Annotated in this window: 27 protein-coding genes and 1 tRNA gene; 17 read left to right on the top strand and 11 right to left on the bottom strand. The window is 68.6% G+C overall.

The window, feature by feature from the left end:
- Nucleotides 1–44 precede the first annotated feature (44 nt).
- Nucleotides 45–626: a hypothetical protein gene (locus ACLJOO_RS27360; RefSeq protein ID WP_410790259.1), complete on the top strand. Its 582-nt coding sequence runs from the start codon at nucleotides 45–47 to the stop codon at nucleotides 624–626.
- A 32-nt stretch (nucleotides 627–658) separates the two neighbouring features.
- On the top strand, nucleotides 659–976 hold the full coding sequence (locus tag ACLJOO_RS27355; protein WP_410790258.1) for a hypothetical protein: 318 nt from the start codon (nucleotides 659–661) through the stop codon (nucleotides 974–976).
- Between the two features lie 10 nt (nucleotides 977–986).
- Here the strand turns inward: ACLJOO_RS27355 and ACLJOO_RS27350 are convergent.
- The 3 genes from ACLJOO_RS27350 to bcp all read right to left on the bottom strand — a co-directional run bounded on the left by ACLJOO_RS27350 (nucleotide 987) and on the right by bcp (nucleotide 3,583).
- Nucleotides 987–1,067, bottom strand: a tRNA-Leu gene (locus tag ACLJOO_RS27350).
- A gap of 50 nt (nucleotides 1,068–1,117) precedes the next feature.
- Nucleotides 1,118–2,749: a substrate-binding and VWA domain-containing protein gene (locus tag ACLJOO_RS27345; protein ID WP_410790257.1), complete on the bottom strand. Its 1,632-nt coding sequence runs from the start codon at nucleotides 2,747–2,749 to the stop codon at nucleotides 1,118–1,120.
- Between the two features lie 366 nt (nucleotides 2,750–3,115).
- A complete protein-coding gene (gene bcp, locus ACLJOO_RS27340) occupies nucleotides 3,116–3,583 on the bottom strand; it encodes a thioredoxin-dependent thiol peroxidase (protein ID WP_410790256.1) in 468 nt (155 codons plus the stop codon).
- 178 nt (nucleotides 3,584–3,761) lie between these two features.
- On the opposite strand from bcp, the gene ACLJOO_RS27335 reads away from it, so the two are divergent.
- The 7 genes from ACLJOO_RS27335 (at nucleotide 3,762) to ACLJOO_RS27305 (ending at nucleotide 10,424) form a co-directional block, all read left to right on the top strand.
- The gene (locus ACLJOO_RS27335) at nucleotides 3,762–5,264 is read left to right on the top strand and encodes a circularly permuted type 2 ATP-grasp protein (protein WP_410790930.1); all 1,503 of its coding nucleotides are present in this window, start codon (nucleotides 3,762–3,764) and stop codon (nucleotides 5,262–5,264) included.
- Nucleotides 5,265–5,532: 268 nt separating this feature from the next.
- Complete coding sequence (tnpB, locus tag ACLJOO_RS27330) at nucleotides 5,533–6,891, top strand: IS607 family element RNA-guided endonuclease TnpB (RefSeq protein WP_410790255.1); 1,359 nt, start codon at nucleotides 5,533–5,535, stop codon at nucleotides 6,889–6,891.
- A gap of 35 nt (nucleotides 6,892–6,926) precedes the next feature.
- Nucleotides 6,927–7,871: an alpha-E domain-containing protein gene (locus ACLJOO_RS27325; protein WP_410790254.1), complete on the top strand. Its 945-nt coding sequence runs from the start codon at nucleotides 6,927–6,929 to the stop codon at nucleotides 7,869–7,871.
- Nucleotides 7,868–8,710, top strand: a complete 843-nt coding sequence (locus ACLJOO_RS27320; protein ID WP_410790253.1) for a transglutaminase family protein — start codon at nucleotides 7,868–7,870, stop codon at nucleotides 8,708–8,710. Before ACLJOO_RS27325 ends, ACLJOO_RS27320 begins: the two co-directional genes overlap by 4 nt.
- A 4-nt stretch (nucleotides 8,711–8,714) precedes the next feature.
- Nucleotides 8,715–9,758 carry a glucose 1-dehydrogenase gene (locus tag ACLJOO_RS27315; RefSeq protein ID WP_410790252.1) on the top strand — a complete coding sequence of 348 codons (1,044 nt, stop codon included), beginning with the start codon at nucleotides 8,715–8,717 and terminating at the stop codon, nucleotides 9,756–9,758.
- A 67-nt stretch (nucleotides 9,759–9,825) separates the two neighbouring features.
- A complete protein-coding gene (locus tag ACLJOO_RS27310; RefSeq protein ID WP_130381886.1) occupies nucleotides 9,826–10,089 on the top strand; it encodes a DUF3618 domain-containing protein in 264 nt (87 codons plus the stop codon).
- A 41-nt stretch (nucleotides 10,090–10,130) separates the two neighbouring features.
- Nucleotides 10,131–10,424, top strand: a complete 294-nt coding sequence (locus ACLJOO_RS27305) for a GroES family chaperonin (RefSeq protein ID WP_198682459.1) — start codon at nucleotides 10,131–10,133, stop codon at nucleotides 10,422–10,424.
- Here ACLJOO_RS27305 and ACLJOO_RS27300 read toward each other — a convergent pair.
- Nucleotides 10,415–11,488 (bottom strand): FAD-dependent oxidoreductase, encoded by a 1,074-nt coding sequence (locus ACLJOO_RS27300; protein WP_410790251.1) that lies wholly within the window; start codon nucleotides 11,486–11,488, stop codon nucleotides 10,415–10,417. The two genes, ACLJOO_RS27305 and ACLJOO_RS27300, sit on opposite strands and share 10 nt — an antisense overlap.
- Nucleotides 11,489–11,573: 85 nt before the next feature.
- On the opposite strand from ACLJOO_RS27300, the gene dapC reads away from it, so the two are divergent.
- From dapC to ACLJOO_RS27285, 3 genes are all read left to right on the top strand, one after another.
- On the top strand, nucleotides 11,574–12,674 hold the full coding sequence (gene dapC, locus ACLJOO_RS27295) for a succinyldiaminopimelate transaminase (RefSeq protein ID WP_410790929.1): 1,101 nt from the start codon (nucleotides 11,574–11,576) through the stop codon (nucleotides 12,672–12,674).
- Nucleotides 12,675–12,937: 263 nt separating this feature from the next.
- Nucleotides 12,938–14,077, top strand: a complete 1,140-nt coding sequence (locus ACLJOO_RS27290) for a M15 family metallopeptidase (RefSeq protein WP_410790250.1) — start codon at nucleotides 12,938–12,940, stop codon at nucleotides 14,075–14,077.
- The gene (locus tag ACLJOO_RS27285; RefSeq protein ID WP_410790249.1) at nucleotides 14,074–14,856 is read left to right on the top strand and encodes a hypothetical protein; all 783 of its coding nucleotides are present in this window, start codon (nucleotides 14,074–14,076) and stop codon (nucleotides 14,854–14,856) included. Before ACLJOO_RS27290 ends, ACLJOO_RS27285 begins: the two co-directional genes overlap by 4 nt.
- On the opposite strand, the gene ACLJOO_RS27280 is transcribed toward ACLJOO_RS27285, so the two are convergent.
- A complete protein-coding gene (locus ACLJOO_RS27280; protein WP_410790248.1) occupies nucleotides 14,853–15,842 on the bottom strand; it encodes an alpha/beta fold hydrolase in 990 nt (329 codons plus the stop codon). The two genes, ACLJOO_RS27285 and ACLJOO_RS27280, sit on opposite strands and share 4 nt — an antisense overlap.
- A 141-nt stretch (nucleotides 15,843–15,983) precedes the next feature.
- Between ACLJOO_RS27280 and ACLJOO_RS27275 the strand changes: the two genes are divergently transcribed.
- The 3 genes from ACLJOO_RS27275 to ACLJOO_RS27265 are packed head-to-tail and all read left to right on the top strand — an operon-like array spanning nucleotide 15,984 to nucleotide 19,159.
- Nucleotides 15,984–17,138, top strand: coding sequence for an amino acid deaminase/aldolase (locus ACLJOO_RS27275; protein WP_410790247.1), 1,155 nt, complete (start codon nucleotides 15,984–15,986; stop codon nucleotides 17,136–17,138).
- Entirely contained in the window at nucleotides 17,135–18,436 is a 1,302-nt protein-coding gene (locus tag ACLJOO_RS27270; RefSeq protein WP_410790246.1) for a D-arabinono-1,4-lactone oxidase, read from the top strand. The genes ACLJOO_RS27275 and ACLJOO_RS27270 overlap by 4 nt, the downstream gene beginning before the upstream one ends.
- A 9-nt stretch (nucleotides 18,437–18,445) precedes the next feature.
- Nucleotides 18,446–19,159 (top strand): PIG-L deacetylase family protein, encoded by a 714-nt coding sequence (locus ACLJOO_RS27265; protein WP_410790245.1) that lies wholly within the window; start codon nucleotides 18,446–18,448, stop codon nucleotides 19,157–19,159.
- Here the strand turns inward: ACLJOO_RS27265 and ACLJOO_RS27260 are convergent.
- The 4 genes from ACLJOO_RS27260 to ACLJOO_RS27245 all read right to left on the bottom strand — a co-directional run bounded on the left by ACLJOO_RS27260 (nucleotide 19,149) and on the right by ACLJOO_RS27245 (nucleotide 22,490).
- Nucleotides 19,149–19,550, bottom strand: a complete 402-nt coding sequence (locus ACLJOO_RS27260) for a hypothetical protein (protein WP_410790244.1) — start codon at nucleotides 19,548–19,550, stop codon at nucleotides 19,149–19,151. The two genes, ACLJOO_RS27265 and ACLJOO_RS27260, sit on opposite strands and share 11 nt — an antisense overlap.
- A 57-nt stretch (nucleotides 19,551–19,607) precedes the next feature.
- Nucleotides 19,608–20,537 carry an alpha/beta fold hydrolase gene (locus tag ACLJOO_RS27255; RefSeq protein WP_410790243.1) on the bottom strand — a complete coding sequence of 310 codons (930 nt, stop codon included), beginning with the start codon at nucleotides 20,535–20,537 and terminating at the stop codon, nucleotides 19,608–19,610.
- A gap of 5 nt (nucleotides 20,538–20,542) precedes the next feature.
- Nucleotides 20,543–21,100, bottom strand: a complete 558-nt coding sequence (locus ACLJOO_RS27250) for a DUF6817 domain-containing protein (RefSeq protein WP_410790242.1) — start codon at nucleotides 21,098–21,100, stop codon at nucleotides 20,543–20,545.
- A 475-nt stretch (nucleotides 21,101–21,575) separates the two neighbouring features.
- The gene (locus ACLJOO_RS27245) at nucleotides 21,576–22,490 is read right to left on the bottom strand and encodes a LysR family transcriptional regulator (protein WP_410790241.1); all 915 of its coding nucleotides are present in this window, start codon (nucleotides 22,488–22,490) and stop codon (nucleotides 21,576–21,578) included.
- Between the two features lie 114 nt (nucleotides 22,491–22,604).
- On the opposite strand from ACLJOO_RS27245, the gene ACLJOO_RS27240 reads away from it, so the two are divergent.
- Nucleotides 22,605–23,348 carry a glucose 1-dehydrogenase gene (locus tag ACLJOO_RS27240; protein ID WP_410790240.1) on the top strand — a complete coding sequence of 248 codons (744 nt, stop codon included), beginning with the start codon at nucleotides 22,605–22,607 and terminating at the stop codon, nucleotides 23,346–23,348.
- An 8-nt stretch (nucleotides 23,349–23,356) separates the two neighbouring features.
- On the top strand, nucleotides 23,357–24,370 hold the full coding sequence (locus ACLJOO_RS27235; RefSeq protein ID WP_410790239.1) for an alcohol dehydrogenase catalytic domain-containing protein: 1,014 nt from the start codon (nucleotides 23,357–23,359) through the stop codon (nucleotides 24,368–24,370).
- A 133-nt stretch (nucleotides 24,371–24,503) separates the two neighbouring features.
- Here the strand turns inward: ACLJOO_RS27235 and ACLJOO_RS27230 are convergent, their stop codons facing one another.
- Together ACLJOO_RS27230 and ACLJOO_RS27225 are read right to left on the bottom strand one after the other, a co-directional pair.
- Nucleotides 24,504–24,941, bottom strand: a complete 438-nt coding sequence (locus ACLJOO_RS27230) for a DUF6319 family protein (RefSeq protein ID WP_410790238.1) — start codon at nucleotides 24,939–24,941, stop codon at nucleotides 24,504–24,506.
- Nucleotides 24,942–24,981: 40 nt separating this feature from the next.
- Nucleotides 24,982–25,599: a TetR/AcrR family transcriptional regulator gene (locus ACLJOO_RS27225; protein WP_410790237.1), complete on the bottom strand. Its 618-nt coding sequence runs from the start codon at nucleotides 25,597–25,599 to the stop codon at nucleotides 24,982–24,984.
- Between the last annotated feature and the right edge of the window lie 36 nt (nucleotides 25,600–25,635).

The raw sequence follows: 25,635 nt of genomic DNA, 5'->3' as shown, positions 1-25,635 counted from the left end.
CTTTGGATCCCGAGGGGGGCTCGGGGACCGGGGGAGGAATCATCATGTCTCAGCAATACCCGCAGTACACGCACGACCCGAACCAGCAGCTGCAGCCGGGCCAGGGATATGGCGGCAATCCGCCGTACGCCCCGATGCAGGACCCGCAGTTGCAGCCGCCGCCGAAGAAGGCACGCCGATGGGTTCCCTGGGTTGTTGCCGCAGGAACGTTCCTGCTCGGGTTGATCATCGGCACCGCCGGGAGCAGCGGCAGCGGCACGCCCACCGCCGGCGTACCTCAGCCGACCGTGACCAAGACCGTGCCCGGCCCGGCCGGCGCGACCGTTGCGGGACCGACCGTCACGCAGACGGTGCCCGGACCGGCGAAGACGGTGACAGCGCCGCCGCCCGCGCCGAAGGCTGCGATCACCGAGGACGGGGTGTACCTGGTAGGCGCCGACATCAAGCCCGGCACCTACCGCAACGGCAACGAGGGCGACTGCTACTGGGCCCGCCTCAAGAACACCAACGGCGATCTCGACGCGATCAATGCCAATGGCAATGGCGGCAATCAGGTCGTCACGATCAAGAAGACCGACAAGGCCTTCGAGACCCGGTACTGCGGTGCCTGGACCAGGATCGGCTGACCGTACGCCGACATTCGGATGAAGGGGGAGCTATGTCGAATTCCATGGCAGCCGGTGCCCGCGTCGCCGTCGCGATCGGGGTGGTCAAATGGGTGCTGATCGGGCTGGCGATGGTTGCGGCGGGGGTCAGCATTCTGCTCACGCTGGTGGACCCGACCACCGAATACTCCGTCGCGGCCGGGATCGCTTCGGCGGTCGGGTGCGTCGTGTGGAGCCTGTTTGTGTGGGTGTTGTTCGGGTGGTTCGAGCACACGCTGTCGGCGTTGGTCGCGATCGCGCGGAACACCGGACAACAGTTGCCGGTGTCGTACGACGTACCGCCGGCGGCGTACGAACAACGCCGGGGATGAATGCTGTTTGTGCCAGAGACGGGAGTTGAACCCGCACGCCCGGGGGCGCCGGCACCTAAAGCCGGTGTGTCTGCCGTTCCACCACTCTGGCTGAGGAGGGCTGGCCTCCCCTAGGAGGACATCCTAGGGGAGGGGCCGGTGTCAGCGGCTCTGGAGGGCGTCGATGAAGACGTTCTTCAGGTCGCCGGGGTTGCGGGCTACGTACGCCGCGCCGCCGGTGGCTCCGGCCAGGGCGCTGAGCTCGTCCGCGTTCGCCTCGGGGCCCATGCCCAGGGCGATGATGCGCACCGGGCGGGACGGGTCCTGCTGGGCCTTGAGCATCTGGACGGCCTGGGCCAGCGTCGGGCTCCCGGGGTCGTCGTTCTTGCCGTCGGTGAACAGCAGGACCGTGTTGACCGCGTTCGACTTGTACTCCTGCCGGACCTGCCGGACCGCGGCGATCGCGGTGTCGTACAGGCCGGTGCCGCCGTTCGGGATCGGGTGCTGGATCTTCAGCTGGTCGACGATCTTGCCGCGCTGCCGCTTCGACAGTGGCGCGATCGGCACCAGCGGTTTGTAGTCGGCCTTGTCGCTGCCGATGGTCGTCGAGAACGTCCACAGGCCGAGTTCCGCGCTGTCCGGGAACAGGCTGAGGCCGCCCGCGGCCGCCTCGATCGTGAGCTGCATCCGGGTCTTGGTGCCGACCTTCTCCGCCATCGAGCCGGAGATGTCGATGACCGCCAGCGAGTGCGTGGACAGCGACAGCCGGGTCCAGTTCTGCAGCGCGGTGTCGATCGCCTCGCTGGTCGGCTTCGTCAGCTGGTTCACGTCGCCGACGCCGCGACCGCCGCCGAGCGGGCTCAGCGTGGTGTCCCGGAAGCCGGCCTGGTCACGGGCCTGCGTGGAGCTGTCGGTCAGCAGTTCGGTGGCCAGTGCCTGCGCGGCGTCGTTCGCCGAGTCGGTGTCGGACTTCGCCGTGACCACGATCGGGTAGTCCAGGTACAGCGTGCCGGTGTCCGGCTGGATCGCCCGGAGTTGCGCCTCGGGGTGCGCCTCCTGGTACTTCACGAAGCTCTGCTCGGACGCCGGTACGACGGTCTTGCTGCCGTCCTGGTCCGCGCGGCCGAACAGCGCGTTGACGTCCGTGAACGGCTTGGCCATCGACCCGAGCCGCTGGGCCAGCGGGACGATCAACTGCGACACCTGACCGTCGGACGCCGACGTCTTCTGCCGCTCGCTCTGCACCGCCAGCAACGTGAGTGCGCCGGGTGAGGTGTTCAGCGGGTCGAGCAGGGCCGGCTCGTTGGCGGCCATGATGCGCAGCCAGGACGAGGTGTCGGCGAAGTTTTCGCGCCGGCTGACGATGACCATCGGCGACGTGGCGATGGACGCGACCGCGATGCTCGGGACGCTCTGGCCGTCATCGGCCTGGGCGACCCACAGCGACGAGTCCGGAACCCACAGGTCCGGCCGGTTGTCGCTGCCGTGCGCGACGTCCCGCGCGACCTGTGCCGACGGCGCCGAGCTGACGGTGACCTGCAGGCACGGGGTGCCGTCCTTACCGCCCTTGGCCGCCAGCGACTTGGCCGCGGCTTCGAGCGAGGACTGCATCTCGGGCGTGGTGGCCAACTGGATCTGCGTCGGGTCGGCGCAGGCCTTGCCGCCGCCGAGGAACCCGTCGGCGCCCGCCTCGGACCCGAAGGAGCGGACGACGAAGACGGCGCCCAACGACAGCACCAGTAGCCCGACCGCGGTGATGTACACCGAGCGACGGTTGTTGTTGGTTCGCGTCACCGCAGAGGAATGTTTTCCCATCGCGGTAGGTCCCTCCCTCCCAGAGGCAGACTGCGCGCGCAGATTACCCGGTTTCCGCACGTCACGGCGAAGCCCGCCAACGGTCGTGACCCACCCGTCGCTGAACCGGAACCGTCCCCGGAGTACGGCTCTTTCACAAGAACGCTTAAAAACTCACCGAGAGTGCCGACTCCGCTGCGATCCGCTGAGATGTTGGTGTGACCCAAATCACAGCGGTAGTTCGCTTCAAACGACCGTTCTATGGACCAACCTCATGAAACGGTCGAAGGTTTCCCTCCGGAAACGCCTGCGGCGGGGTGCCTTTTCACAATCACGAGGTCACAACCACGAGGTCACAGTCACAGGTCACAGGCCCAGGTCACGCCGCAGCTTGGCGACGTGGCCGGTCGCTTTCACGTTGTACTGCGCGACCGCGACCTTCCCGTCCGGGTCGACGACGAACGTGGACCGGATCACGCCGGTCACCTTCTTCCCGTACATGGTCTTCTCGCCGAACGCGCCGTACGCCTCCAGCACCTGCTTGTCCGGGTCGCTGAGCAGCGGGAACGTCACGCCGTCGCGCTCCCGGAACTTCGCCAGCTTGGCCGGCTTGTCGGGGGAGATTCCGAGTACGGCGTACCCGGCGGCCTGCAGCGAGTCGAGCGAGTCCCGGAAGTCGCAGGCCTGCTTGGTGCAGCCCGGGGTCATCGCGGCCGGGTAGAAGTAGACGATCACGTTCTTTCCGCGCAGGTCCGCCAGCGCCACCTCGTTGCCGTCGGCATCGGGCAGGGTGAAGTCGGGGGCGGTGTCGCCAACGGACAGACGATCGGACATCAGGTCCTCCACGGGTAGGTCTACTGAGCGCAATGTTACGTGCGGAAGAACTAGGCCCTGTCGGGGTGCGAGCGGGACGTTCGTAGGTGAAGATCTGGAAATGAGCCGCGCATCCTCCCGCCAGTTGTTCGACGGCTACCTGGACCCGCGTCGTCCGCATGCCGGGGCGTACGACGAGATGTTCGATCCGGTCGACGGCGTGCGTACGGCGTACAAGCGGCTGCACGACTCGCTGCAGCCGTTGCAGCCGGCGGACCTGACCACCCGGTCCGAGGCGCTCGACCGGGCGCTCGTCGACCAGGGGATCACGTTCAGCCTGTCGGGGGAGGAGCGGCCGTTCCCGCTCGACCTGGTGCCGCGGGTGATCACGGCGTCGGAATGGTCGCGGCTGGAGCGTGGCGTCGTCCAGCGGGTGCGGGCACTGGAGGCGTTCCTCGCAGACATCTACGGCGAGCAGCAGATCGTCGCGGACGGCGTACTGCCACGCCGGCTGATCACCTCCTGTGAGCACTTCCACCGGCAGGCTGCCGGTATCGCACCGCCGAACGGCGTCCGTATCCACGTGGCCGGGATCGACGTGGTGCGTGACGAGCAGGGCGACTTCCGAGTGCTCGAGGACAACCTGCGGAGCCCGTCTGGGGTTTCGTACGTGATGGAGAACCGCCGGACGATGGCGCGGGTGTTCCCGGACCTGTTCGCCAAGCACCGGGTCCGTGCGGTCGGCGACTACGCCGTACACCTCCTCCGCTCGCTGCGGGCCGCGGCACCCGGTGTGACCGACCCGAACGTCGTCGTACTGACCCCAGGTGTCTACAACTCGGCGTACTTCGAGCACTCGCTGCTGGCACGCCAGATGGGGGTGGAGCTGGTCGAGGGGCGGGACCTGTTGGCCCGCAACAACGTCATCTATCTGCGGACCACAGAAGGCGAGCAGCGGGTCGATGTGATCTACCGGCGGATCGACGACGAGTTCCTGGACCCGGTGCAGTTCGTTCCGGACTCCGTGCTCGGTGTGGCCGGTCTGGTGAACGCAGCGCGCGCAGGCAACGTGGTGATCGCCAATGCCGTCGGCAACGGTGTCGGTGACGACAAGCTGATCTACACCTACCTGCCGGAGATCCTCAAGTACTACCTCGGCGAGACGCCGCTGCTGCCGAACGTCGACACGTACCGGTGCTGGCTGCCCGCAGAGCAGGCCGAGGTACTGGACCGCCTGGACGAGCTGGTTACCAAGCCAGTGGAGGGTTCTGGTGGGTACGGCATCGTGTTCGGGCCGGATGCGTCGCCCAAGGAGCTCCAGGCGCAGCGGCGGCGGATCAGGGCCAACCCACGTGGCTGGATCGCGCAACCCGTCGTACAGCTGTCGACTGTGCCGACGAAGGTGGGTGAACGGCTGCAGCCGCGCCATGTGGACCTGCGACCGTTCGCGGTCAACGACGGCGAGGACGTGTTCGTTCTGCCGGGCGGACTGACCAGAGTGGCGATTCCCGAGGGCAGTCTGATCGTCAACTCGTCACAGGGCGGCGGGTCCAAGGACACGTGGGTGCTGGCGCCCAGAGCGTCCGGTGAGGACGCCGAGCTGCGTGGACCTGGTCTGGCAGCGGCAGTGAAGCCGGACCGTACGGCGACACCGGAGCAGGGTCCCGAACTGAACGTCGCCCAACAGCAGCAGCAACAGTGATGGGGTTGATTGGGTGTTGCAGTCGAGTCGTCAATAGTCGTCGGAAGTGGTTGCTGGCATGTCCTAATGGCGTGATTCGATGAGATGGATGGTTTCCGTGGGCGTGAGTGATGCCATTGCTCTTGTGGTGGTGGCACGGCGCGAGGTTGCTTGCCTCGGACTGGCAAGCGGGGGTCGCCTAGGTAGACCAGGCCTTACCGACCTGGGTCTGATGCCCGCCGGGTGTCGCCGGCCGATTTGTGTCGGTGGGGTCGGCGAGACTGCTGACATGCCTGACGCTGCCGTCGTGATGCTGCGGGCGTACAAGTATGCGCTGAACCCCACGCCCCGTCAGGCAAGGTACCTGGACGGGCACTGTGGTGCGGTGCGTAAGGCGTACAACTGGGGACTTGGCCGGGTCAAAGCCAACCTGGATCAGCGGACGGCCGAAACTAGCTACGGCATCCCGGCCGAGCTGCTGACACCGGCGATCTCCTGGTCGATGTACTCGCTGCGCAAGGCCTGGAACCAGGCCAAGCACGACGTGGCGCCGTGGTGGGCTGAGTACTCGAAGGAGGCCTACGCTTCCGGCCTGACCCAGTTGGCCGCAGCGCTGAAGAACTGGGGCGACTCGCGCAAGGGCAGGCGCCGTGGTCGCGCGGTGGGGTTCCCGCGGTTCAAGGCAAAGCGCAAGGCGGTCAGGTCGTGCCGGTTCACCACTGGCGTGATTCGCTGCGAGGACCTGTACGTGGTCTTGCCGCGCATCGGCCGGGTGCGGCTGCACGAGACACCGGCACCGGAGCTACTCGACGGCACCGCCCGGATCATGGCGGCGACGATCCGGTTCGAGCGGGGCCGATGGTTCGTGTCGTTCACCGTCGAACAGGACACAGCCGCCCGGGCCCCGATGCGGCCCGATGCGGTGGTCGGTGTGGACCTTGGGGTCAAGAGCCTTGCGATCCTGGCCGAGGTGGGCGGCGAGCCCCAGACGGTGCCGAATCCCAAGCACCTGGACGTCTCGCTGCGCAAGCTCGGGAAGCTGTCGCGTCGGGTGTCCCGCCGCGTCGGGCCGGATCGCCGTACCGGTCAGGTGCCGTCGAACCGGTGGCAGCGCGCCAACGGTCAGCGCAACAAGGCGCATCACCGGGTCGCGTACCGGCGAGCCGATGCCCTGCACAAGTTGACCACCGCGATTGTGGCCGAGTTCGGGACCGTTGTCATGGAGGACCTGAACGTTGCCGGGATGTTGAAGAACCGCAAGCTTGCGCGCCGGATCGGGGATGCGGGGTTCGGTGAGATCCGGCGGCAACTGGCCTACAAGTCCCAGTGGAATGGCGGGCGGCTGATCGTGGCTGACCGGTGGTTTCCCTCCAGTAAGACCTGTTCGGGATGTGGAGTGGTGAAAGCCAAGCTGCTCTTGTCCGAGCGTGAGTATGTGTGTGAGTCGTGCGGTCTGGTGATGGATCGTGATGAGAACGCGGCGAGGAACCTTGCCGCGCTGGCGGTCGCCGCGAGTGGTGCGGAGACGTTAAACGGACGTGGAGCCGACCAGAAGACCCGGGCGACCGGGCGGGTGGCTGTGAAACGTCTACCCGGCAGCCCAGAGTGTGAGACCGGGACCGCCTTGCCAGAGGCTGTGAGTGTTTAGCCAATGACTATCCACGTGCAACGGAGGTGCTGACGATGCTCGCACGCAACGCCGAGTCGCTGTACTGGATCGGCCGGTACGTCGAACGCGCGGACGACACCGCGCGGATCCTCGACGTCTCGGTCCACCAACTGCTCGAGGACGCCACCGTCGACGCCGACACGGCCAGCCGCCGGCTGCTCTCGGTCCTCGGCATCACCCCACCCGACGGCAGCGAGCTGGACGTGTGGGGCCTGACCGAGCTGGTCGCGATGTCCCCGGAGACCGGGTCGATCGTGTCCTCGATCGCCAGCGCGCGGGAGAACACCCGGGTCGCGCGTGAGGTGGTGTCGAGCGAGCTGTGGCAGTGCATCAACGCGATGTGGAACGCCGTACCCGAGCGGCAGCGTGCTGCGCGCCGGGTGGGGCCGCACGAGTTCTTCACGTTCGTGGAGGACCGGGCCGCGATGTTCGCCGGGCTGGCAGACTCCACGATGAGCCGCGACGACGGCTGGCGGTTCCTGGTGCTCGGGCGGTCGGTGGAGCGAGTGGACATGCTGGTCCGGCTGCTGATGTCCCGTGTGGGTGACCGGCCCACGTCGCCCGGCTGGGTGACGGTACTGCGTTCTGCGGGTGCGCACGACACGTATCTGCGGACGTACCGCGGCGCGCTCGACGCATCCCGCGTGGTGCAGTTCCTGTTGCTGGACCGGCTGTTCCCGCGGTCCGTGTTCCATGCGCTGCAGCAGGCGGAGTCCTGTCTGGAGGACCTCGACCACGGGCCGTCGGCGCGGATCGGTGCGGGTGCGGAGGCGTCGCGGTTGCTGGGAAAGGCACGCAGCGATCTGGAGTTCCTGCAGCCGGCGGAGCTGCTGGACAACCTGACCGGCAGACTGCAGGCGTTGCAGACGACGGTCCGCGACGTCGGTGAGGCGGTGTCCCGGCAGTACTTCCATGCGGTGCCGTGGATCGAGTGGAACAACACGGAGGTGAACCTGTGAACTGGCGCCTCCGCGTTGTGCACACGACCGGCTACCGCTACGCGACGGCCGTTACGCAGTCCTACAACGAAGCCAGGCTGACGCCGCGTCATGACGACCGGCAGAACCTCATGGTGGCTCGGCTGGAGACGATCCCCGCAGCCCGTGCGTACAAATACACGGACTACTGGGGTACTGAGGTCAACTCCTTCGACCTGCACACCCCGCACACCGAGCTCAAGGTGATCGCGGCCTCTGTCGTCGAGACGAGCGACCAGACGCCGCCGTCCGCTGACGTCACTTGGGTGCAGCTGAAGTCACCTGAGGTCCTGGACGCGTACGCCGAGTTCCTCGAGTGGACGACGTACGTGCCGAAGCACCGGGAGCTGTCCGCGGTCGCCCGCTCGTTGCGGAGTGGCCGTTCGCCGGAGGAGACCGTGCTCGCGGTGTCCAAGTGGGTCCACGACACGCTGAAGTACCAGCGCGGCACCACAGGTGTGCACTCGTCGGCTGTCGACGCATGGCAGGCCGGTGAGGGTGTGTGCCAGGACTACGCGCACCTGACCTTGGCCATGCTGCGCGCAGTCGGTGTCCCGAGCCGCTACGTGTCGGGCTACCTGCACACGAAGCCGGATGCGGCAGTGGGCGAGAAGGTCGTCGGCGAGAGCCATGCGTGGGTGGAGGCGTGGACCGGGGAGTGGTGGGGCTTCGACCCGACCAACGACATCTCGATCGGGCACCGGCACGTGTGGGTGGCGACCGGCCGCGACTACGCGGACGTGTCGCCGCTGAAGGGCATCTACTCCGGGGAGGCGGCGACGGCCATCGAGGTGACCGTCGACATGACCCGGTTAGCCTGAGCCGATGCGGGCCATGACAATCACGCCGGGGAAGTCCGACTCGGCGACAGTGGGCGACGTCCCCGAACCTCCCGTCGTCGACGGTTCGATCCTCGTGGAGGGCCTGCTGACGGGCATCTGCGGCACCGACCTGGAGATGGTCTCCGGAGCCTTCGGCAGCGGCCGCCCCGGTGCAGACCGCCTCGTCATCGGCCACGAGTCGCTCGGACGCGTGTTGGAGGCACCTGTCGGCTCCGGCTTCACCAGAGGCGACCTGGTCGCCGGAGTGGTACGGCGGCCAGACCCGGTGCCCTGTCCCGCGTGTGCACGGGGCGAGTGGGACTTCTGCCGCAACGGGCAGTACGCGGAGCGCGGCATCAAGGAGATGGACGGGTACGGCGCTGAGCGCTGGCGGGTCAACCCGTACTTCGCCGTACCGGTGCCTGCTGAGCTAGGAGAGCTCGGTGTGCTCGTGGAGCCGGCCAGCATCCTCACCAAGGCGTGGGAGCAGGTGGACCAGGTCGGAGCCCGGTCGTGGTTCGCTCCGCAGCACGTACTGGTGACAGGTGCCGGACCGATCGGTTTGCTGGCCGCACTGATTGCTCGGCAGCGCGGGTACGACGTACACGTGCTGGACCGGGTTGACGACGGGCCGAAGCCAGAGCTGGTACGGGCGCTTGGCGGGACATACATCACCGACCTCGGGCAGCTGGACGTCGTACCGGATGTGGTGATCGAGGCAACGGGGGCTGGGCAGCTGGTGTTCGACTGCGCATCGCTGCTGCCGCCTGCTGGTGTCATGTGTCTGGCCGGGATCCACCCCGGGCCGGCGACTGTCGACGTGCAGCTCGACGCGCTGGTTCGGCAGCTGGTGGTCCGCAACGCCGCCCTGGTCGGGACGGTGAACGCAGGCAAGCGGCACTACGCGGACGCCGTGGACGTGCTGCTGGCCGCGGACCGGACCTGGCTGGAGCGGCTGATCACCAGGACCGTGCCGCTGTCGGAGTGGCCGGACGCATTGGTGCGGAAACCGGAAGACATCAAGGTGGTCGTGGACTTGCGGGGATGACCTGCGAGGATGGTGGGTGACGAGGGGCATTCCGGGGCAGCCCCGCCGATGGAAGGAGCGCCGACACGTGTCGGACACGAAGGCTCGGACCGCCGAGCAGATCGAGGCGGACATCGCCGCCACCCGGGCGCGTCTGGCCTCGACCGTGGACGAGCTGGTCGACCGGGCGAACCCGAAGAACGTCGCCCTGCGGCAGGTCGAGCAGGCCAAGTCCCAGGTCTTCGACGAGCAGGGTCAGCTGCGGACCCAGAAGATCGTCGCGGTCGCCGGTGCCGTTGTCGGCGTGGTCGGCGTCCTCCTGGTGATCCGCCGCCTGGTGGGTCGCCGGTGACTTCACGCAAGCGGCTGTCCGACGACAAGCTCCCGATCCGGATGCTGCACGACCGCGTCCTGGTCTCCCTCGAGCAGGAGGGCGAGCGGAAGTCGTCGGCGGGCATCCTGATCCCCGCCACCGCGCAGATGGGCCGCCGCCTCTCCTGGGCGAAGGTGGTCGCGATCGGCGCGAACGTGCGGACGGTCGAGGTCGACGACCGGGTGCTGTTCGACCCGGAGGACCGGGCCGAGGTGGAGGTGCGCGGCGACGACTACATCCTGCTGCGCGAGCGCGACCTGCACGCGGTGGCCGCGGGCCGCCTGGAGGACGGCCAGACCGGCCTCTACCTCTGAAAGCTCTGAAATCTGAACCTGGCTGGAGTCTCGCCGCTGCCGGTGACCAGGTCGCGGACGAGGGCCCCCACCAGCGGTACGAACTTGAATCCCTGGCCCGAGAACCCGGCGGCGACTGTGACCGGTCCGGCGCGGTCGATGACGAAGTCGGACGTCGGCGTGTTGTCGTAGAGACAGCTGATCGCTGTGGACCTGTGGGGGTCCAGCCCCGGGAACCACTGCTCGACGTACTGCAGCAGGGCCGAGTCCCGCTCCGGCTCCGGCTGGAAGTCCCGCTGGTCGGGATCCACCTCCGGCCCAGTCGCGTGCAGTCCGACCTTGACCCCGGAGCCCGGCTCGTACAGGCCGTAGCTTGTAGGTCCGTGATGCACGAAGGACGGCCACTCCAGCTCGTCTGACATGGGAGCGAAGAACCGCGGCTGCTCCTGCGTCACTCTGAACGGTGGCAACGACACCAGTCCCTCCACCAGCTTCGGTGTCCACGGCCCAGTCGCCAGTACGACGTGCCGCGCCCGCACCGCGCCCCCTGGTACGTCGAGCTCGACCAAACCGGCATGTGCCCGCAGCGCTCGTACTGGTGACTGCACGCGGAACTCGGCGCCCAGACGACCTGCCACGACCTGTAGTGCGTGAACGGTCCGATCGGCGTACAAGCGACCTGACCCCGGCTGGTACAGCACGGGAGTCTCGAACCGGAACCCGGGCCACCGCTCCGCAGCCTCCGCCGCCGGCAGCACCGACCCGGTTGCCCGGTGCAACGACCGGAAAGCCTCGACCGACGCGTCACTCATCCCGTGGTCGATCCCACCGGTCTCCTCGAGCAGCGTCTCGCCCGACTCCGCCTCCAGCTCTCGCCACAGCGGCCGCGCCCGCTCCGTCAGCTCAGCGATCTCGGCCTCGTCCGCAGCCGGCCGGAACAACCGCGTCGCGCCGTGCGATCCGCCCCGCTCGTGCCCGAGCGTGAACTGCTCCAGTACGACGACCTCTCGCCCCGCGGCGGCCAGTGCCCGCGCGGCAGCCGACCCCATCGCACCGGCCCCCACCACTGCCACGTCATACGTCATTCGGTCACCCCCCTGTCAACGCTGATCGTAGTGATGTGGACAGCCGATCTCAGCTGCCGAGCGTGTGGGGGAGAATGGGCGGGTGATCTTCGAGACCTCCAGCCGGTTGCCAGACTTCCCGTGGGACAAGCTCGCCCCTTACAAGCAGACGGCGGCTGCGCATCCCGACGGGATCGTGGACCTGTCGGTGGGCAGTCCGGTCGACCCGGTGCCGGCGCTGGTGAAGCAGGCGCTGGCCGACGCGGCGGACGCCCCGGCGTACCCGACGACGATCGGTACGTCGGCGGCGCGGCAGGCGGCCGTGGACTGGATGGCGCGGCGGCTGGACGTGACCGGCGTCGACCCGCAGAGCGGCGTACTGCCCGTGATCGGCACCAAGGAGCTGATCATGCTGCTGCCGACGCTGCTCGGCATCGGTGCCGGTGACACGGTCCTCATCCCGGACCTGGCGTACCCGACGTACGAGGCCGGTGCGGCGCTCGCCCGGGCGACCAGCGTCCCGGTCGCTGACCCGACGACGTACGACGGGCCGGTCCGGATCGCGTACCTGAACTCTCCGCGCAACCCGTCCGGTGAGATCACCCAGCCGGCCGATCTGCGGCGTGCGGTCGAGTGGGCGCGGGCGAACGACGTACTGCTGGTCAGCGACGAGTGCTACACCGAGTTCGGCTGGGACGAGAAGCCGGTGTCGGTGCTGCACCCGGACGTGTCCGGTGGCAGCTTCGACAACCTGCTGGCGGTGCACTCGCTGTCCAAGCGCTCCAACCTGGCCGGGTACCGCGGTGGCTTCGTCACCGGTGACCCGACCGTCGTGACTGAGCTGCTCGCCGTCCGCAAGCACGCCGGGCTGATGGTGCCGTCGCCGATCCAGGCCGCGATGGCTGCCGCGTTCGCCGACGACGCTCACGTCGAGGAGCAGCGTGCCCGCTACCTGCGTCGCCGTGCGGTACTGCGGGACGCGCTGACCGATGCGGGCTGGGAGATCACCCTGTCCAACGGCGGGCTGTACCTGTGGGCGTCGCACTCGTCGTACGACGCTTACGGCTCCGTCGGAGCACTGGCCGACCGGGGGATCTTGGTCGCCCCCGGTGCGTTCTACGGGACCGCGGGTGACCGGCATGTCCGGGTCGCGCTCACCGGGACCGACGAGCGCATCGACGCCGCGGTGAAGAGACTGCAGGAGTGAACCAACTTCCCGCCTTCGTGTGACGTCTTCCTGTGTGACTGCCTCTTATAGGGGTAGAGGTTGTCCAGGGGAGGGTGAGGCGGATGCGGCGCTTCGTTGGGGTGGCGGTAGCGGTTCTGCTGAGTATCGGGTCGGTCGGTGTGGCCCACGCGGACGAGAGTCCTTCGCCGAGTGTCACGCCTTCGGTGACTCCTACTGAAACGCCAACCGAAACACCTACACCTACCCCCACTCCTGCGCCGACGCCTACCCAGACACCAGCGGTGGCAGCGGCCTGGTCGATCACGCTGGACCAGCCGGCCGCGTCCTGGGAGGACAAGCCGACCGTCTTCACCGGCAAGATCAGCCAGCCGATCACTGGCTCGTACATCACGCTGTGGCAGCGCGTCCCCGGAGCCTGGGTACTGCGCGCCTCGACCAGGACCACGACCGGCGGCGTCTACAAGTTCAGCTACGTGTCGGCGGCCACGGGCACCTGGGCGTTCCGCACCATGATCGGGGTCAAGGCGGAGACGGCGCTCGCGATCTCGGACTACCGGACCGTGCCGATCCAGGACCGGAAGATCCTGATCAACACCCCGGCGTCCTGGTACGCGACCCTGACCGGCGTCTCGGTCACCGGGCGGATGGTGCCGGCCGAACCGGGCAAGGAACTCGCGCTGCAGGAGTACCTCGGCACCGGCGTCTGGCGACTGCTGAACATCGGCACGATGGATGCAGGAGGCAACTTCCGGCTGCGGGTCCCCGACGACCTGCCGAAGACGCGGACCGTCCGCGTCGTGACGCGGTACGTCGCCCAGCCCGCGATGGAGTACTCCGGCCTCGCGACGATCGTGATCAAGGCGGCACTGAATCCCAAGGTGTACGCCGTCTCCGCCGCGATGGTGCCGAACACGTACCGCGCCGGATGCCCCGTGAAGCCGTCGTCGCTGCGGCTGCTGCAGCTGAACTACTGGGGTTTCGACGGCCGCGTGCACCGCGGCGAGCTGATCCTGCGGGACGCCGCGGTGGCGAAGATGATCGCCGTGTGGACCTCGACGTTCGCGTCGAAGTTCCCGATCCGGCAGATGCGCCGGGTGGACGTGTTCGGCGGCAGCGACATCAAGTCGATGGCGGCCGACAACACGTCCGCGTTCAACTGCCGCCGCGTCACGGGTGATCCGTACTCGCTGTCGCCGCACTCGTACGGCTGGGCGATCGACATCAACACTGTGGAGAACCCGTACCTCGCCGCGAACGGCGTCTGGTACCCGTCGAACGGTCTGGCGTACCGCACGCGCACGCCGGCGCGTCCCGGCATGCTGTTCGCGAGCAGCGTGCCGACGAAGGCGCTGATCGGCCAGGGGTACTTCTGGGGCGCCGGTTGGGCCAAACCCGACTACCAGCACTTCCAGCCGAAGTGAAAGCCCTAGTAGTCGCCGGTGTCCTGGCGGTGGTGCTGGCGGGCTGCAGCTCCAACTCCGCAGCCCAGCAGCCCGGGCCGGGTGTCGTTCAGCAGTCCCCCACACCGGTCATCCCCAGCACCGTCGGCGGGACGGTGCCGGTTCCGCCCGCCACGCTCCCCACCGCCAAGCCGACGGATGCAGCGGTCCCACCGGAGGTGCCGGAGCAGGCGACCGCACCGCCTCCGGCCAACGCCGGTCCGCTCACCGCCCGCAACCTCCCAGCACCGGAGAAGCTGGGAGCCGGCTGGAAGACCTACACCGACCCAGGCGGTGCTGAGGCGGGCTTCATCGGCAACAACACCTGGACCCGCCGCCGTGACCCACACCAGGCCTCCTACGAAGCACTGCCCTCCGGCTGCGCCGGCCAGCCAGTCAACGGCTCGCTACCCGTCCCCGCCTACGCCCTGACTGGCAGCTATCGCACGGCCGACGCCCTACCCGCCACCGCGCTCCTACTCCGCTTCAGCAACTCCAACCAGGCAGCGGCGTACTACGCCGGCTACCAAGCCCGCATGAATGCCTGCGACACCGGTGGAGACCTAAGCGCCAAACAGCTCTGGGTCGACACCACAGCTGCCGCCGCGGTACGTGCGTACGCCGGAGCAGAGTCCTACGTAGACGTGTCCGTGGTGCACGGATCGACGGTTGCGCTGCTGGCCACGACCTCCACCAAGCCGGACCAGCAGGCTGATTGGGCTCGCACTGTCGTCCCAGCACTGGAAGCAGGCATGGGCTAGAGGCGGTCCGCGTCCACAACCGCCCGCGCGAAGTCGCGCGGTGCTTCCTGGGGAACGTTGTGCCCGACATCGAAGGCGCGGTGCTCGTACGCGCCGGTGAAGTGGTCGCGATAGGACTGGCCGTTCCCGGCCGGTGTGAACGGGTCGTGGCGGCCGTCGATGGTGATCGTCGGTACGGCGATCTTCGGCGCCTTCTGCAGTTCGCTCTCCAGTTCGGCGTACTCCGGCTCGGCCGGGATCAGGCTCTGCCGCCACCGGTAGTTGCCGATCACGATGGCCTCGTAGTCCGGGTTGTCGAAGGCAACCGCGGTCCGGGCGTAGGTCGCGGCGCTGTACTTCCACGTCGGCGAGTTGAACTTCCAGATGAACTCACCGATCTCCCGCTTGTACTGGTGCAGGCCGTCCACGCCGCGCTCGGTGGCGAAGTAGTACTGGTACCACCAGGCGTTCTCGGCCGCGGGCGGCAGCGGCTTCTTGTTGAACTCCAGGTTGGTGATCAGGTACCCGGTGACCGAGACAAGCGCCTTCACTCGCTCCGGCCAGAGTGCGGCGATGATGTCCGCGGTGCGCGAGCCCCAGTCGTAGCCGGCCAGCACGGCCCGCTGGATCCCCAGTGCGTCCATCAGAGCGAGGATGTCGAGCGCGAACGCGGCCTGGTCGACGTTGCGCGGCGTGGCGGCCGAGCGGAACGTCGTACTGCCGTGGCCGCGGAAGTAGGGCACTATGACGCGGTAGCCGCGGCGGGCGAGCAGCGGGGCGACCTGCTCGTAGCTGTGGATGTCGTACGGGAAGCCGTGCAGCAGGAGCACCGGGGTGCCGTGCGCCGGGCCCAGTTCGACGTACCCGACGTTGAGGACACCTGCGTCGATCTGCTGCACTGGGCCGAACGGAAGGTTCGGCGCAGCGGCCGCGCCCGCGGTCAGGAGCGGAGTGGCCAGCGCGGCGGCGCCGGTGGTCCGGAGGAGGGTGCGGCGACTGACGTTCATGAAAGAGACCTTTCTGGGGAGGCGAGCCATCAGATTCGCCTGGGCGGCACCTCGGTCGCGCCCGTGAGACTCCCTGGTCCTGGGGAAAGTCGCAGCAGAAGTTGTATTACCTTTCAGTATTTCGTGTCCTACACTCCGGTTATGGGTGACTTCGACCGGTATGCCCGCCTGACCGCGCGGCACGACGCGCCGTACGCGGTGATCGACCTCGCCGCGTTCCGGCGGAACGCCGACGACCTGGTCCGGCGCGCCGCCGGGACGCCGATCCGGATCGCCTCCAAGTCGGTCCGCTGCCGCGCGCTGATCACGGCCGCGCTCGAGCGGCCCGGGTTCCACGGGGTGATGAGCTATGCGCTCCCCGAGGCGCTTTGGCTGGCCCGCAACGGTGTCGACGACATCCTGCTCGGCTACCCGACGACCCATCGGACCGCGCTCCGCGAGCTCTCCGAGGACCCCGAGGCGGCGTCCCGGATCACGCTGATGATCGACTCGCCGGAGCACCTCGGGTACGTCAAGGCCGCCGCGACCGGGACCGCCCGGATTCAGATCTGCCTCGACGTCGACGCCTCGCTGCGGATCTTCGGCCAGCATCTCGGCGTACGGCGGTCGCCGCTGCGGACCCCGTCCGACGTAGCGGCGCTGGCCCGCACCGTCGCCGCCGACGACGCCTTCGAGCTGACTGGGGTGATGTTCTACGAGGCGCAGATCGCCGGCCTTCCCGACACATCGCCGGCCGTTCGCTGGGTGAAGCGCCGTTCGGCCGCCGAGCTCGCCGACCGGCGCGGCGCGGTCGTCGACGCGGTCAAGCAGGTCGCGGCGCTCCGGATCGTCAACAGCGGCGGGACGGGCAGTCTGGAGATCAGCAGCGCCGACCCGGTCGTCACCGAGGTCACCGCCGGCTCCGGTCTCTACGGCCCGACCCTCTTCGACAAGTACGACGTGTTCCAGCCCGAGCACGCGATGGCCTACGCCCTGGACGTCGTACGGCGGCCCGCACCGCGGATCGCCACGCTCTTCGGCGGGGGATATGTGGCCTCGGGGCCGGCGAAGAAATCGCGGCTGCCGCTGCCCGCCGCACCGTCGGGGCTGAAGCTGCTGGGCACCGAAGGCGCCGGCGAGGTGCAGACTCCGGTCCAGGGACAATCGGCCGATCGGCTGCACATCGGCGACAGAGTGTGGATGCGGTACGCGAAGGCAGGCGAGATGCTGGAGCGGTTCGACGTCGTGCACGCGATCGACGGCGATGAGGTGAGCGAACTGGTCACCTACCGGGGCGAAGGGAAGAACTTCGGATGAGCACCTGGCGGAACTGGGCCGGCACCGAGTCTGCGACCGGGATCGAGACCCTGCGACCAGACTCGGCCGACGAACTCGCGGCCGTGGTCAAGTCCGCGGCCGAGCAGGGCAAGAAGCTCAAGGCGGTCGGGTCCGGGCACTCGTTCACAGGCTGCTCGGTGCCGCAGCAGGTGATGGTCCGGCTGGACGGCCTGTCCTCGATCGTCAACGCCGACAAGGAGTCCGGCCGCGTCACGGTCGGCGCGGGCACCGGGCTGGGGAAGCTGAACGCGGGCCTGGCGGCGTTCGACCTGGCGATGGCGAACCTCGGCGACATCGACGAACAGACCGTCGCCGGCGCGATCTCGACCGGCACGCACGGGACCGGTGCGCGGCTCGGCGGCCTGGCCACGCAGGTCGTCGCGCTCGACCTGGTCACCGCGGACGGCTCGGTGCTGCACTGCTCAGCGGAGGAGAACCCGGACGTGTTCGCCGCGGCCCGGATTTCGGTCGGCGCGCTGGGCGTGATCAGCTCGCTGACCCTCCAGTGCGTTCCGGCGTTCCTGCTGCGCGCACAGGAGATGCCGCTGCCGCTCGGCGAGGTGCTGGACGGTTTCGGTGAACTTGCCGATGGCAACGATCACTTCGAGTTCTACTGGTTCCCGCACACCGAGATCGCGCTGACCAAGCGGAACAACCGGGTCGCCCCGGGCGTCGGCGCCTCGCCGGTCGGCCGGGTCCGCGGCTGGATCGACGACGAACTGCTGTCCAACAAGGTCTTCGAGCTGACCAACCGGCTCGCGGTCCGGCGGCCCGGGATGGTGCCGCGGATCAACCAGCTCGCCTCGCGTGCCCTGTCGGCCCGGGAGTACGTCGACGCGTCGTACAAGGTGTTCTGTTCCGAGCGCAGCGTGATCTTCCGCGAGTCGGAGTACGCCGTGCCGCGCGAGCACGTCGTCGACGTGATCCGCCGGCTGCGCGAGTGGATCGACGCGTCCGGGTCGCGGATCCCGTTCCCGATCGAGGTCCGCGTGGCCGCACCGGACGACATCTGGCTGTCCACGGCGTCCGGGCGCGAGACGGCGTACGTCGCGATCCACCAGTACCACCGGCTGCCGCACGACCCGTACTTCCGGGCCTTCGAAAACATCGTCGCCGACTACGGCGGCCGGCCGCACTGGGGCAAGCTGCATACGCTCACGGCGGATGACCTGCGCACCCGCTACCCGCGCTTCGACGACTTCCTCGCCGTCCGCGACCGCCTCGACCCGCAGCGCACGTTCGATAACGCCTACACCCGTCAGGTCTTCGGGCACTAGCCTGCGGGCATGAGCACTCTCGAACCGGTGGTAGAGGACTGGCAGAAGGCGCTGGCTGTGGTCGCGCATCCGGACGACCTGGAATTCGGTACGGCGGCCGCGATCGCGCGCTGGACCGCACAGGGTAAACAGATCGTCTACTGCCTGCTGACCTCCGGCGAGGCGGGGATCGACGGCGTCGACCCGGCCGAGTGCGGCCCGCTGCGGGAGGCCGAACAGATCGAGTCGTCCCGGATCGTCGGGGTCTCCGCGGTCGAGTTCCTCGGCCAGCCCGACGGCACCATCGAATACGACGTCGCGCTCCGCCGCGTGATCACCGCCGCGATCCGCCGGCACCAGCCGGAGATCGTCATCACGAACAACTTCCGCGACACCTGGGACGGCGACGTAACGCTGAACCAAGCCGACCACATCAACACCGGCCGCGCCACGCTCGACGCGGTCCGGGACGCCGCGAACCGGTGGATCTTCACGGACGCCGGCGACAAGTGGGACGGCGTACGGCAGGTCTGGGCGGCCGGATCACCCGACGCGCGGCACGGGGTGGACACCACCGACACGTTCGCCGTCGGAGTGCGGTCGCTGAAGGCGCACAAGGCCTACATCGACGGGCTGAACTGGCCGCATTTCGACCCGGAGGAGTTCCTCGAAGGCACCTCGCGCCCGGCCGGTGCTCTGCTGGGCACGAAGTACGGCGCGCGGTTCGAGGTCTTCACTCCTTGAGGTAGGCCTGCAGGTGCGGCGGCGTCGGCTTCGGACGCCGGGGCTCGCGATCGCCGGCGGTCCCAGGCGGGTCGATCGGGCCGGCCCAGGAGCGGACCAGCGCGCGGCCGCCCTTGCGCGTCAAGCGGTGCAGGTCGATCCGCTGGACCCGGCTGGCCGGGATGCCGAGCTGGGCGAGGCTCCGGTTCGCCATCTCACAGGCGGCGTCGTGCTTGCGCGGCGACATCTTCTGCTGCAGGACGACCGCGATCGATCCGTCCGGCAGGTCCTCGATCCGCTGGAACCGCAGGCCCTTGTCCAAGGACCACGAGTTCAGGGCGAGGCCGAGGTAGTCGGCGTTGGACAGTCGACGATCGGGCTTCGCGCGCGCAACCACTTCGTAACGGGCCATATCCCGATCATCCGTCGGCGGCCGCCGGATTTCCAGGAAACCCAGCCGCATCTGCGATCAGCGAAGTGCGTTGATCGCGGCCGCCACCTCGGCCGGGTTGGAGATCAGCGTGAGGTGGTTGGCGTTCGGGATCAGCGTCGGCGCGGGCGCTCCGATGCGCGTCGCGGTCTCGCTCGGGTTGCCGCCGTTCGTGTCGTCGGCGCCGAAAACGACCGCTTTGGGGAGCTTGAGAGCGCTCAGCTTCGCCAGCCGCTCCGGCGCGACCGCGGGGATGCCATGCGCGGTCATCTCCCAGACGGCCTTCTCCGCACCGGGCTGCCGGAACGGGCGGGTCCAGTCGTCGACGACCATCTCCGGGCAGTTCGGGGAGCAGACGCCGTTGTAGATCTTCTTCAGCAGCCAACCCTGGTCGAGCACCAGCCGGAACAGCGACGTCCGGTACGGCGGGACGATCAGCCACCGCGGCGGCCCGGCCTGCCCGCCCGGCAACGGCAGCCCGTCCCCGTCGAGGAACATGATCCCGCCGATCCGGTCCGGCGCCTCCAGCGTCGCCTCGGCCGCGATCCCGGCGCCGAGCGAGTGCCCGACCAGGATCGGCCGCGGTTCACCCGGCCCGCCGAGATGCATCGCGTCCAGGAACCCGAGCAGCTGCGCCGCGAGATGCTCGACCGTGTACGGCGCCTTGCGCTCGGAGTACCCGTAGCCGGTGATGTCGTACGCGTACACGCGATGGTTGGCAGCGAGCAGCGGTACGAGCCGCGACCACGTGTCGACGGACTCCGCTGACCCGTGCACGAGTACGACGGGCGCTCCCGACGTACCCCAGGTGTCGTAGCGGGTGTTGACGTCGCCGGCCTGCACGTACTTGAGGCCCGGTGGTGGTGCTGCGGTTCCGTTGGTGACGAGGTTGTAGCCGAGAGATGCCGCGGTGACGATCAGCCAGAGCCCGAGAAGTCCCAAGAACCCCCGCCACAGGAACCGTTTCACAGCTCCTAGTCTGACAGGGCCTCGTTCTGCAGCTGGAGAATGCGCTGCGAATCGGTGAGGACCGCGGGGGAGGCGAGAGACTGCCAGCGCGGGATCTGTTCCTCGAGGAACGGGCGCAGCTTGGCTGCACGTTTGACGTCGTGGTCGAGGACGTCGAGCTCGTTGACGATCGTCAGGTCGACGAAGTCGCGGAGGTCCTCGGTGCCGAGCTCCTCCGACGTACCCGTGAAGCGGTCCGTCACGGTGCGGTGCTCGGCGAGGTCGCGCCAGGTGGTCTCCCGGTCACAGGCGCCGTACCGGTAGACGATCAGCTCGGCCTCCGTGCCGATCACCGACTCGAGGACCGGGCGCTCGGTCTGCCAGTCGAACAGGTGCGTCGGGAAGCCGTCGGTCCCGTACGCGGCGTGGGCGAGGCCGGCCAGCACCAGGGCGTCGGACGCGCCGAGGGAGCTGAGGCGCTTGGCCACGCGGTGCAGGTGGACGTACAGGCTGCCGCCCGCGTGGTCGATCTCGTCGGCGCCGCGCACCAGCAGCAGCGAACCCAAGTCCTGGAAAGTGCTCATCTGACCCCTTCTCACCCCGGAGCGGCCAAACCCCTCGACCAGATCAAGGCCCACCGACCCGGCCCAGGTCACCCACGGTAAGGCCAACCTGCCACCCCCGCCCACCACTTCGGCGTGCCGTTTGAGTCACATCCCGTTCATCGCCCGTTCGATAGCTGGCGCCGATCAGGACTCCACCGGAGGACGCCCCGGAGCCTGCCCTGAATCCCACGCGCAGGCATTCCAAGCAGCCGGCGTCCACGAGACGATCAGAGCATGAGCAACACCGCAGCTCGCTGGACCTTGGTAGCCGCCCTGGCCACCATCACGCTCCTCACCATCACGCTGACAACAGCCCTGAGCTGACACGGGCACGGGGCTGGATAACCCTTCGTGTTAGGGGTTCTCCCCTCGCACACCAGGGGAGAACCCCCAAGTCGAGGGGATAACCGGGTCTTCTGCCCCAGGGGTCGCGTGGTGTGCAGGTCGGTGGGTATCAGGTCGTTGCTGTCGGCAAGGGTTTGAGGGCGTGCCGGGTCTGTTCCAGGAGGAGGTGGAGCATCGGGTTCGCGCTGTGCTTCGGCCAGATCAGGGCGAGTACGTTCGGCTCGGCGTCGAGTAGGGGGAGCCAGGTCAGGCGGGGGTGGGCGAAGTACGTGACCGTGGAGGCCGGTGCGATCCAGCAGCCGTGACCTGCCGCCACCAGGTGCAGGCACTCTTCGGGCGTCCTGGCCTGCGGCCCGAAGAGCGCTCGGGTGCCGTCCGGGCGCGGATCGATGAACCAGAAGTCGACCACGGCCGCGGGCATCCCGTCCCGAGGCCCGATGACCGGTACGTCGGCCAGGTCCGCGATGCGCAACGTCGTACGGGATTCCAGCGGATGCCCGGGCGGCAGGGCGACCCAGCGGTCCTCCTGCATCAGCGGATGAATCGTGAACCGCGGATCGTCCCCGATCGGCAGCCACAGGAACGCCGCGTCCGCACGCCCCTCGAGCAGCGCGTCGATCTCGTCCGGCAGCGTGTGCGAGGCGATCGGCCGGAGCTCGAGCTCGGGCGCCTCCTGCCGGAGCGCGGCCTCGACCGCCGGCATGAAGTGCGCCGTACTCTGCGCCTTGAATGCGATCCGCAGCGGATCCGGCCGCCCGGACGCCGCCAGCCGCGCCTCGGTCACCATCGCCTGCGCCGACGACAACAGCGCGGCGCCCTGCTTGAGCACGATCTCCCCGGCCGCGGTCAGCTCGATCCCGGTCGGGCGCCGCTCGACCAGCGGCGTACCGACCACACGCTCCAGTTGCCGGATCTGCCCGCTGACCGCCTGCTGGGTCAGGTTGAGGGTCCGCGCGGCCCGCGTCATGCTGCCCTCCGCCGCGACCGCCTCGAGCGACTGCAGCAGCCGCAAGCTCAGATCCACGCCTCCCATGGTGGCACAACGATCCGTTGTGCCCCCGCCAAGAAGTCTCTGTTTCCGTACCGCGCGATCCCGCAGGACGATCGAGACAAGCCACTTGATGGGAGAAGGAAAAGGATGACGCTGCAGGGCAGAACGGCGCTCGTCACCGGTTCGTCGAAGGGGCTGGGCCGGGCGATCCTGCTCCGGCTCGCCGCTCAAGGCGCGAATGTCGTGGTCAACTACTCGCGCGACAAGTCAGCTGCGGACGAGGTTCTCGACGCTGCGAAGGCGCTCGGCGTCCGGGCGATCTCGGTCGCCGCCGACGTGTCCGAGGTCGACGGCATCCAGCGGCTGTACGACGCGACGCTCGACGAGTTCGGCCAGGTCGACATCGTGGTCGCGAACGCTGGCATGGAGAAGGTCAACGTCCCGGTGGCCGACGTCACGGAGGAGGACTTCGACCTGCTGTTCCGGGTCAACACCAAGGGCCCGTACTTCGTGCTGCGCGAGGCGGCCCGGCGGATCGCGGACAACGGCCGGATCATCACGATCTCGTCGAACACCACCACGGTCCCGCAGTTGGGCGTCGGCCTGTACGGCACGAGCAAGGTCGCGACCGGCTACCTGGCCCGCGTGCTCGCGCTGGAGCTCGGGCCGCGCGGGATCACCGTGAACACGATCGTCCCGGGTCCGATCGACGGCGCCGGGATCTTCACCGATCCGGCGAACGACGAGTACAAGCAGAGCCTGGTCGCGATGGTGCCGATCGGCCGGCTGGGCACCACCGAGGACGTCGCCGGTATCGCGGCGTTCCTCGCGAGCGACGAGGCCGGCCTGATCACCGGCCAGCAGATCATTGCCGACGGCGGAATGCACTAAGGAGACCAATGACTGGAACGATGCGCGCGGCCCAGGTTCAGCAGGCGGGCGGCCCGTTCGTGGTGACCGACGTACCGATCCCGGAGCCCGCGGAAGGGCAGATCCGGGTCAAGGTGCACGCCTGCGGGATCTGCGGCGGTGACGCGATCCCGCGGAACGCGCTCTTCGGTACGACGCTGCCGCGGATCCCCGGCCACGAGATCGCCGGCGTCGTGGACGCGGTCGGCGCCGGCGTCACCGTCTGGGAAGCCGGGCAGCGGGTCGGCGTGGGCTGGTCCGGCGGCGTCGACTTCACCTGCGAGTTCTGCCGGCGCGGCGACTTCACGAACTGCGTCAGCCGGACGATCGTCGGGACGTCGTACGACGGCGGGTACGCCGAATACCTTGTCGTGCCGCAGGATGCGGTGGCGCGGATCCCGGAGGGGCTGAGCTTCGAGGAGGCGGCGCCGTTGATGTGCGGCGGGATCACCGCGTTCAACGCACTCCGGCACGCGCACGCCGGGCCGGGGGACACGATCGCGGTGCAGGGGGTCGGCGGGGTCGGGCATCTGGCGATCCAGTTCGCCGACAAGATGGGCTTCCGGACCGTGGCGATCAACCGCGGCCGGGACAAGGAGAAGCTCGCCCGGCAGCTCGGGGCGGACGAGTACATCGACAGCACCGAGGGCGATGCCGGTGCGGCGCTGAAGGCGCTCGGCGGTGCGGCGGCGATCCTCGCGACGGTGTCTCGCGCGGAACTCCAGTCGGATCTGGTGAAGGGTCTGCGGCCGAACGGTCAGCTGATCGTTCTCGAAGGCGGCGACCCGATCGAGGTCACCGGCCACGCGCTCGCCGAGGGTCGGCTGTCGGTGTCCGGTTGGTACTCCGGGGTTGCCCAGGACTCCGAGGACACGCTGAACTTCGCGGTCCTGAAGAACATCCGACCGATCATCGAGACCTACCCGCTCGAGCAGGCCGAGGAGGCCTGGCAGCACCAGCCCAAGGCCAACCTCCGCATCGTGCTGAAGACCCAGCCCCAGTAAGTTTGCAGAACCCGTCCGCAACCACCTCACACGGTTGCGGACGGGTTCCATATTTCTGCCCGTGGTTGATCAGGGAAGGTGACCGACCACGGGGAGCCTGTTCGTCGGGATCAGGCGGAACTCAGCTGGGCGCTCAGTCGAGGTCGGCGAGGGCCTTGCGGGCTGCTTCCAGTTCGGCCTCGAGGGCGGCGACCTTGGCGGCCTGCTGGGAGCGGGCCTCCTCGATGACCTCGTCGATCGGGGTCGACAGGTCCTCGTGCAGCTCCTTGGCCGCACGCGACACCGCGGCCGCGGCGACAGCCAGGTCGCGGGCCAGGTACGTCGTGCCCTGCTTCAGCTCGGCGCGCCACTCGCCGTCCGCCGTCCCGGTGACGGTCAGCGTCAGCTCGATGGTCTTCGTCTTCTTGCTCGCGGCCTTCTTGGCCGGCGCCTTCTTCGGCTTCACAACCTCGCCGGCCTCGGCCGGCGCTGGGGTGGAGGTGGATTCGGGGGCGGCCGTCGACAGGTTGACCGGGTCGGGAGTGTCGGCGAGGTCGGACGGCGTCTCAACTGCCAGAGTGTCTACAGTCATCGTTGCGGCGATCTCCTTCGGGAACTGACGCGGACGACCATTAGAACACATGTTCGATTGAGACGCCAACCAGCCTGCGCAGAAAACGATCGACCTGGTCCTCCAAGGGCGGCAGGTCGGCCTCCGGCTCGTTGATGCGGATCGAGACCGCGCCGTGCACCGCCGAGCGCAGGTCGAGTGCCACTGCCGCGGCGTCGTCCGCCGGCGCGAGCCCCGCGTCCATGCAGGCCTGAACGGCGGCGATCGCCCGGATCGACAGCTCCTCCTTGAAGACCAGGTGCATCCGCCGGTTCAGCGTGCTCTCGTGCAGCACCTTGTAGAGGCCCCGGTATTCGCGCGACCACTCGCCGAGGAACAGGACTCGTGCGCGCAGCCGGCGTACCGGATCGTCGCCGCCGCTCGCCTCGGCCTGTTCGAGGTCGCGCAGCAGATCGGCGGTCGACTGCTCGAGCGCCGCGAACACGAGCTCGTCGCGATCGGCGAAGTGGATGTACACCGAGGTCGCCGCGATCCCGACCTCGCGGGCGACCGCCCGCAGCGAGAGCGCCTCGTCGTCGCCGAGCTCGTTCAGCATCCGCAGCGCCGCGTCGATGATCTCGCGGCGCAGGAGCTCGCCCTGCCCGCGCCGGTTCCGGCTCCGCGTCGTCCCAGCGTCCATGCATCCGATTGTATTGCAACGCACGTTGCCTTACAG

The sequence above is a fragment of the Kribbella sp. C-35 genome, assembly GCF_046549195.1.
Taxonomy (GTDB): Bacteria; Actinomycetota; Actinomycetes; order Propionibacteriales; family Kribbellaceae; genus Kribbella.
Note: the sequence above shows the minus strand (reverse complement) of the source record. Positions and strands in the feature narration are given on the sequence as shown.

Bases quoted from the DNA above. Each gene is read 5' to 3' on its own strand.
- ACLJOO_RS27270 (WP_410790246.1), top strand. From the start codon at position 17,135: ATGAGCACCTGGCGGAACTGGGCCGGCACCGAGTCTGCGACCGGGATC.
- ACLJOO_RS27325 (WP_410790254.1), top strand. From the start codon at position 6,927: ATGCTCGCACGCAACGCCGAGTCGCTGTACTGGATCGGCCGGTACGTC.
- tnpB (WP_410790255.1), top strand. From the start codon at position 5,533: ATGCCTGACGCTGCCGTCGTGATGCTGCGGGCGTACAAGTATGCGCTG.
- ACLJOO_RS27280 (WP_410790248.1), bottom strand. From the start codon at position 15,842: ATGAACGTCAGTCGCCGCACCCTCCTCCGGACCACCGGCGCCGCCGCG.
- ACLJOO_RS27275 (WP_410790247.1), top strand. From the start codon at position 15,984: ATGGGTGACTTCGACCGGTATGCCCGCCTGACCGCGCGGCACGACGCG.
- ACLJOO_RS27360 (WP_410790259.1), top strand. From the start codon at position 45: ATGTCTCAGCAATACCCGCAGTACACGCACGACCCGAACCAGCAGCTG.
- bcp (WP_410790256.1), bottom strand. From the start codon at position 3,583: ATGTCCGATCGTCTGTCCGTTGGCGACACCGCCCCCGACTTCACCCTG.
- ACLJOO_RS27355 (WP_410790258.1), top strand. From the start codon at position 659: ATGTCGAATTCCATGGCAGCCGGTGCCCGCGTCGCCGTCGCGATCGGG.
- ACLJOO_RS27260 (WP_410790244.1), bottom strand. From the start codon at position 19,550: ATGGCCCGTTACGAAGTGGTTGCGCGCGCGAAGCCCGATCGTCGACTG.
- ACLJOO_RS27300 (WP_410790251.1), bottom strand. From the start codon at position 11,488: ATGACGTATGACGTGGCAGTGGTGGGGGCCGGTGCGATGGGGTCGGCT.
- ACLJOO_RS27235 (WP_410790239.1), top strand. From the start codon at position 23,357: ATGACTGGAACGATGCGCGCGGCCCAGGTTCAGCAGGCGGGCGGCCCG.
- ACLJOO_RS27315 (WP_410790252.1), top strand. From the start codon at position 8,715: ATGCGGGCCATGACAATCACGCCGGGGAAGTCCGACTCGGCGACAGTG.
- ACLJOO_RS27230 (WP_410790238.1), bottom strand. From the start codon at position 24,941: ATGACTGTAGACACTCTGGCAGTTGAGACGCCGTCCGACCTCGCCGAC.
- ACLJOO_RS27305 (WP_198682459.1), top strand. From the start codon at position 10,131: ATGCTGCACGACCGCGTCCTGGTCTCCCTCGAGCAGGAGGGCGAGCGG.
- ACLJOO_RS27335 (WP_410790930.1), top strand. From the start codon at position 3,762: ATGTTCGATCCGGTCGACGGCGTGCGTACGGCGTACAAGCGGCTGCAC.
- ACLJOO_RS27265 (WP_410790245.1), top strand. From the start codon at position 18,446: ATGAGCACTCTCGAACCGGTGGTAGAGGACTGGCAGAAGGCGCTGGCT.
- ACLJOO_RS27250 (WP_410790242.1), bottom strand. From the start codon at position 21,100: ATGAGCACTTTCCAGGACTTGGGTTCGCTGCTGCTGGTGCGCGGCGCC.
- ACLJOO_RS27225 (WP_410790237.1), bottom strand. From the start codon at position 25,599: ATGGACGCTGGGACGACGCGGAGCCGGAACCGGCGCGGGCAGGGCGAG.
- ACLJOO_RS27240 (WP_410790240.1), top strand. From the start codon at position 22,605: ATGACGCTGCAGGGCAGAACGGCGCTCGTCACCGGTTCGTCGAAGGGG.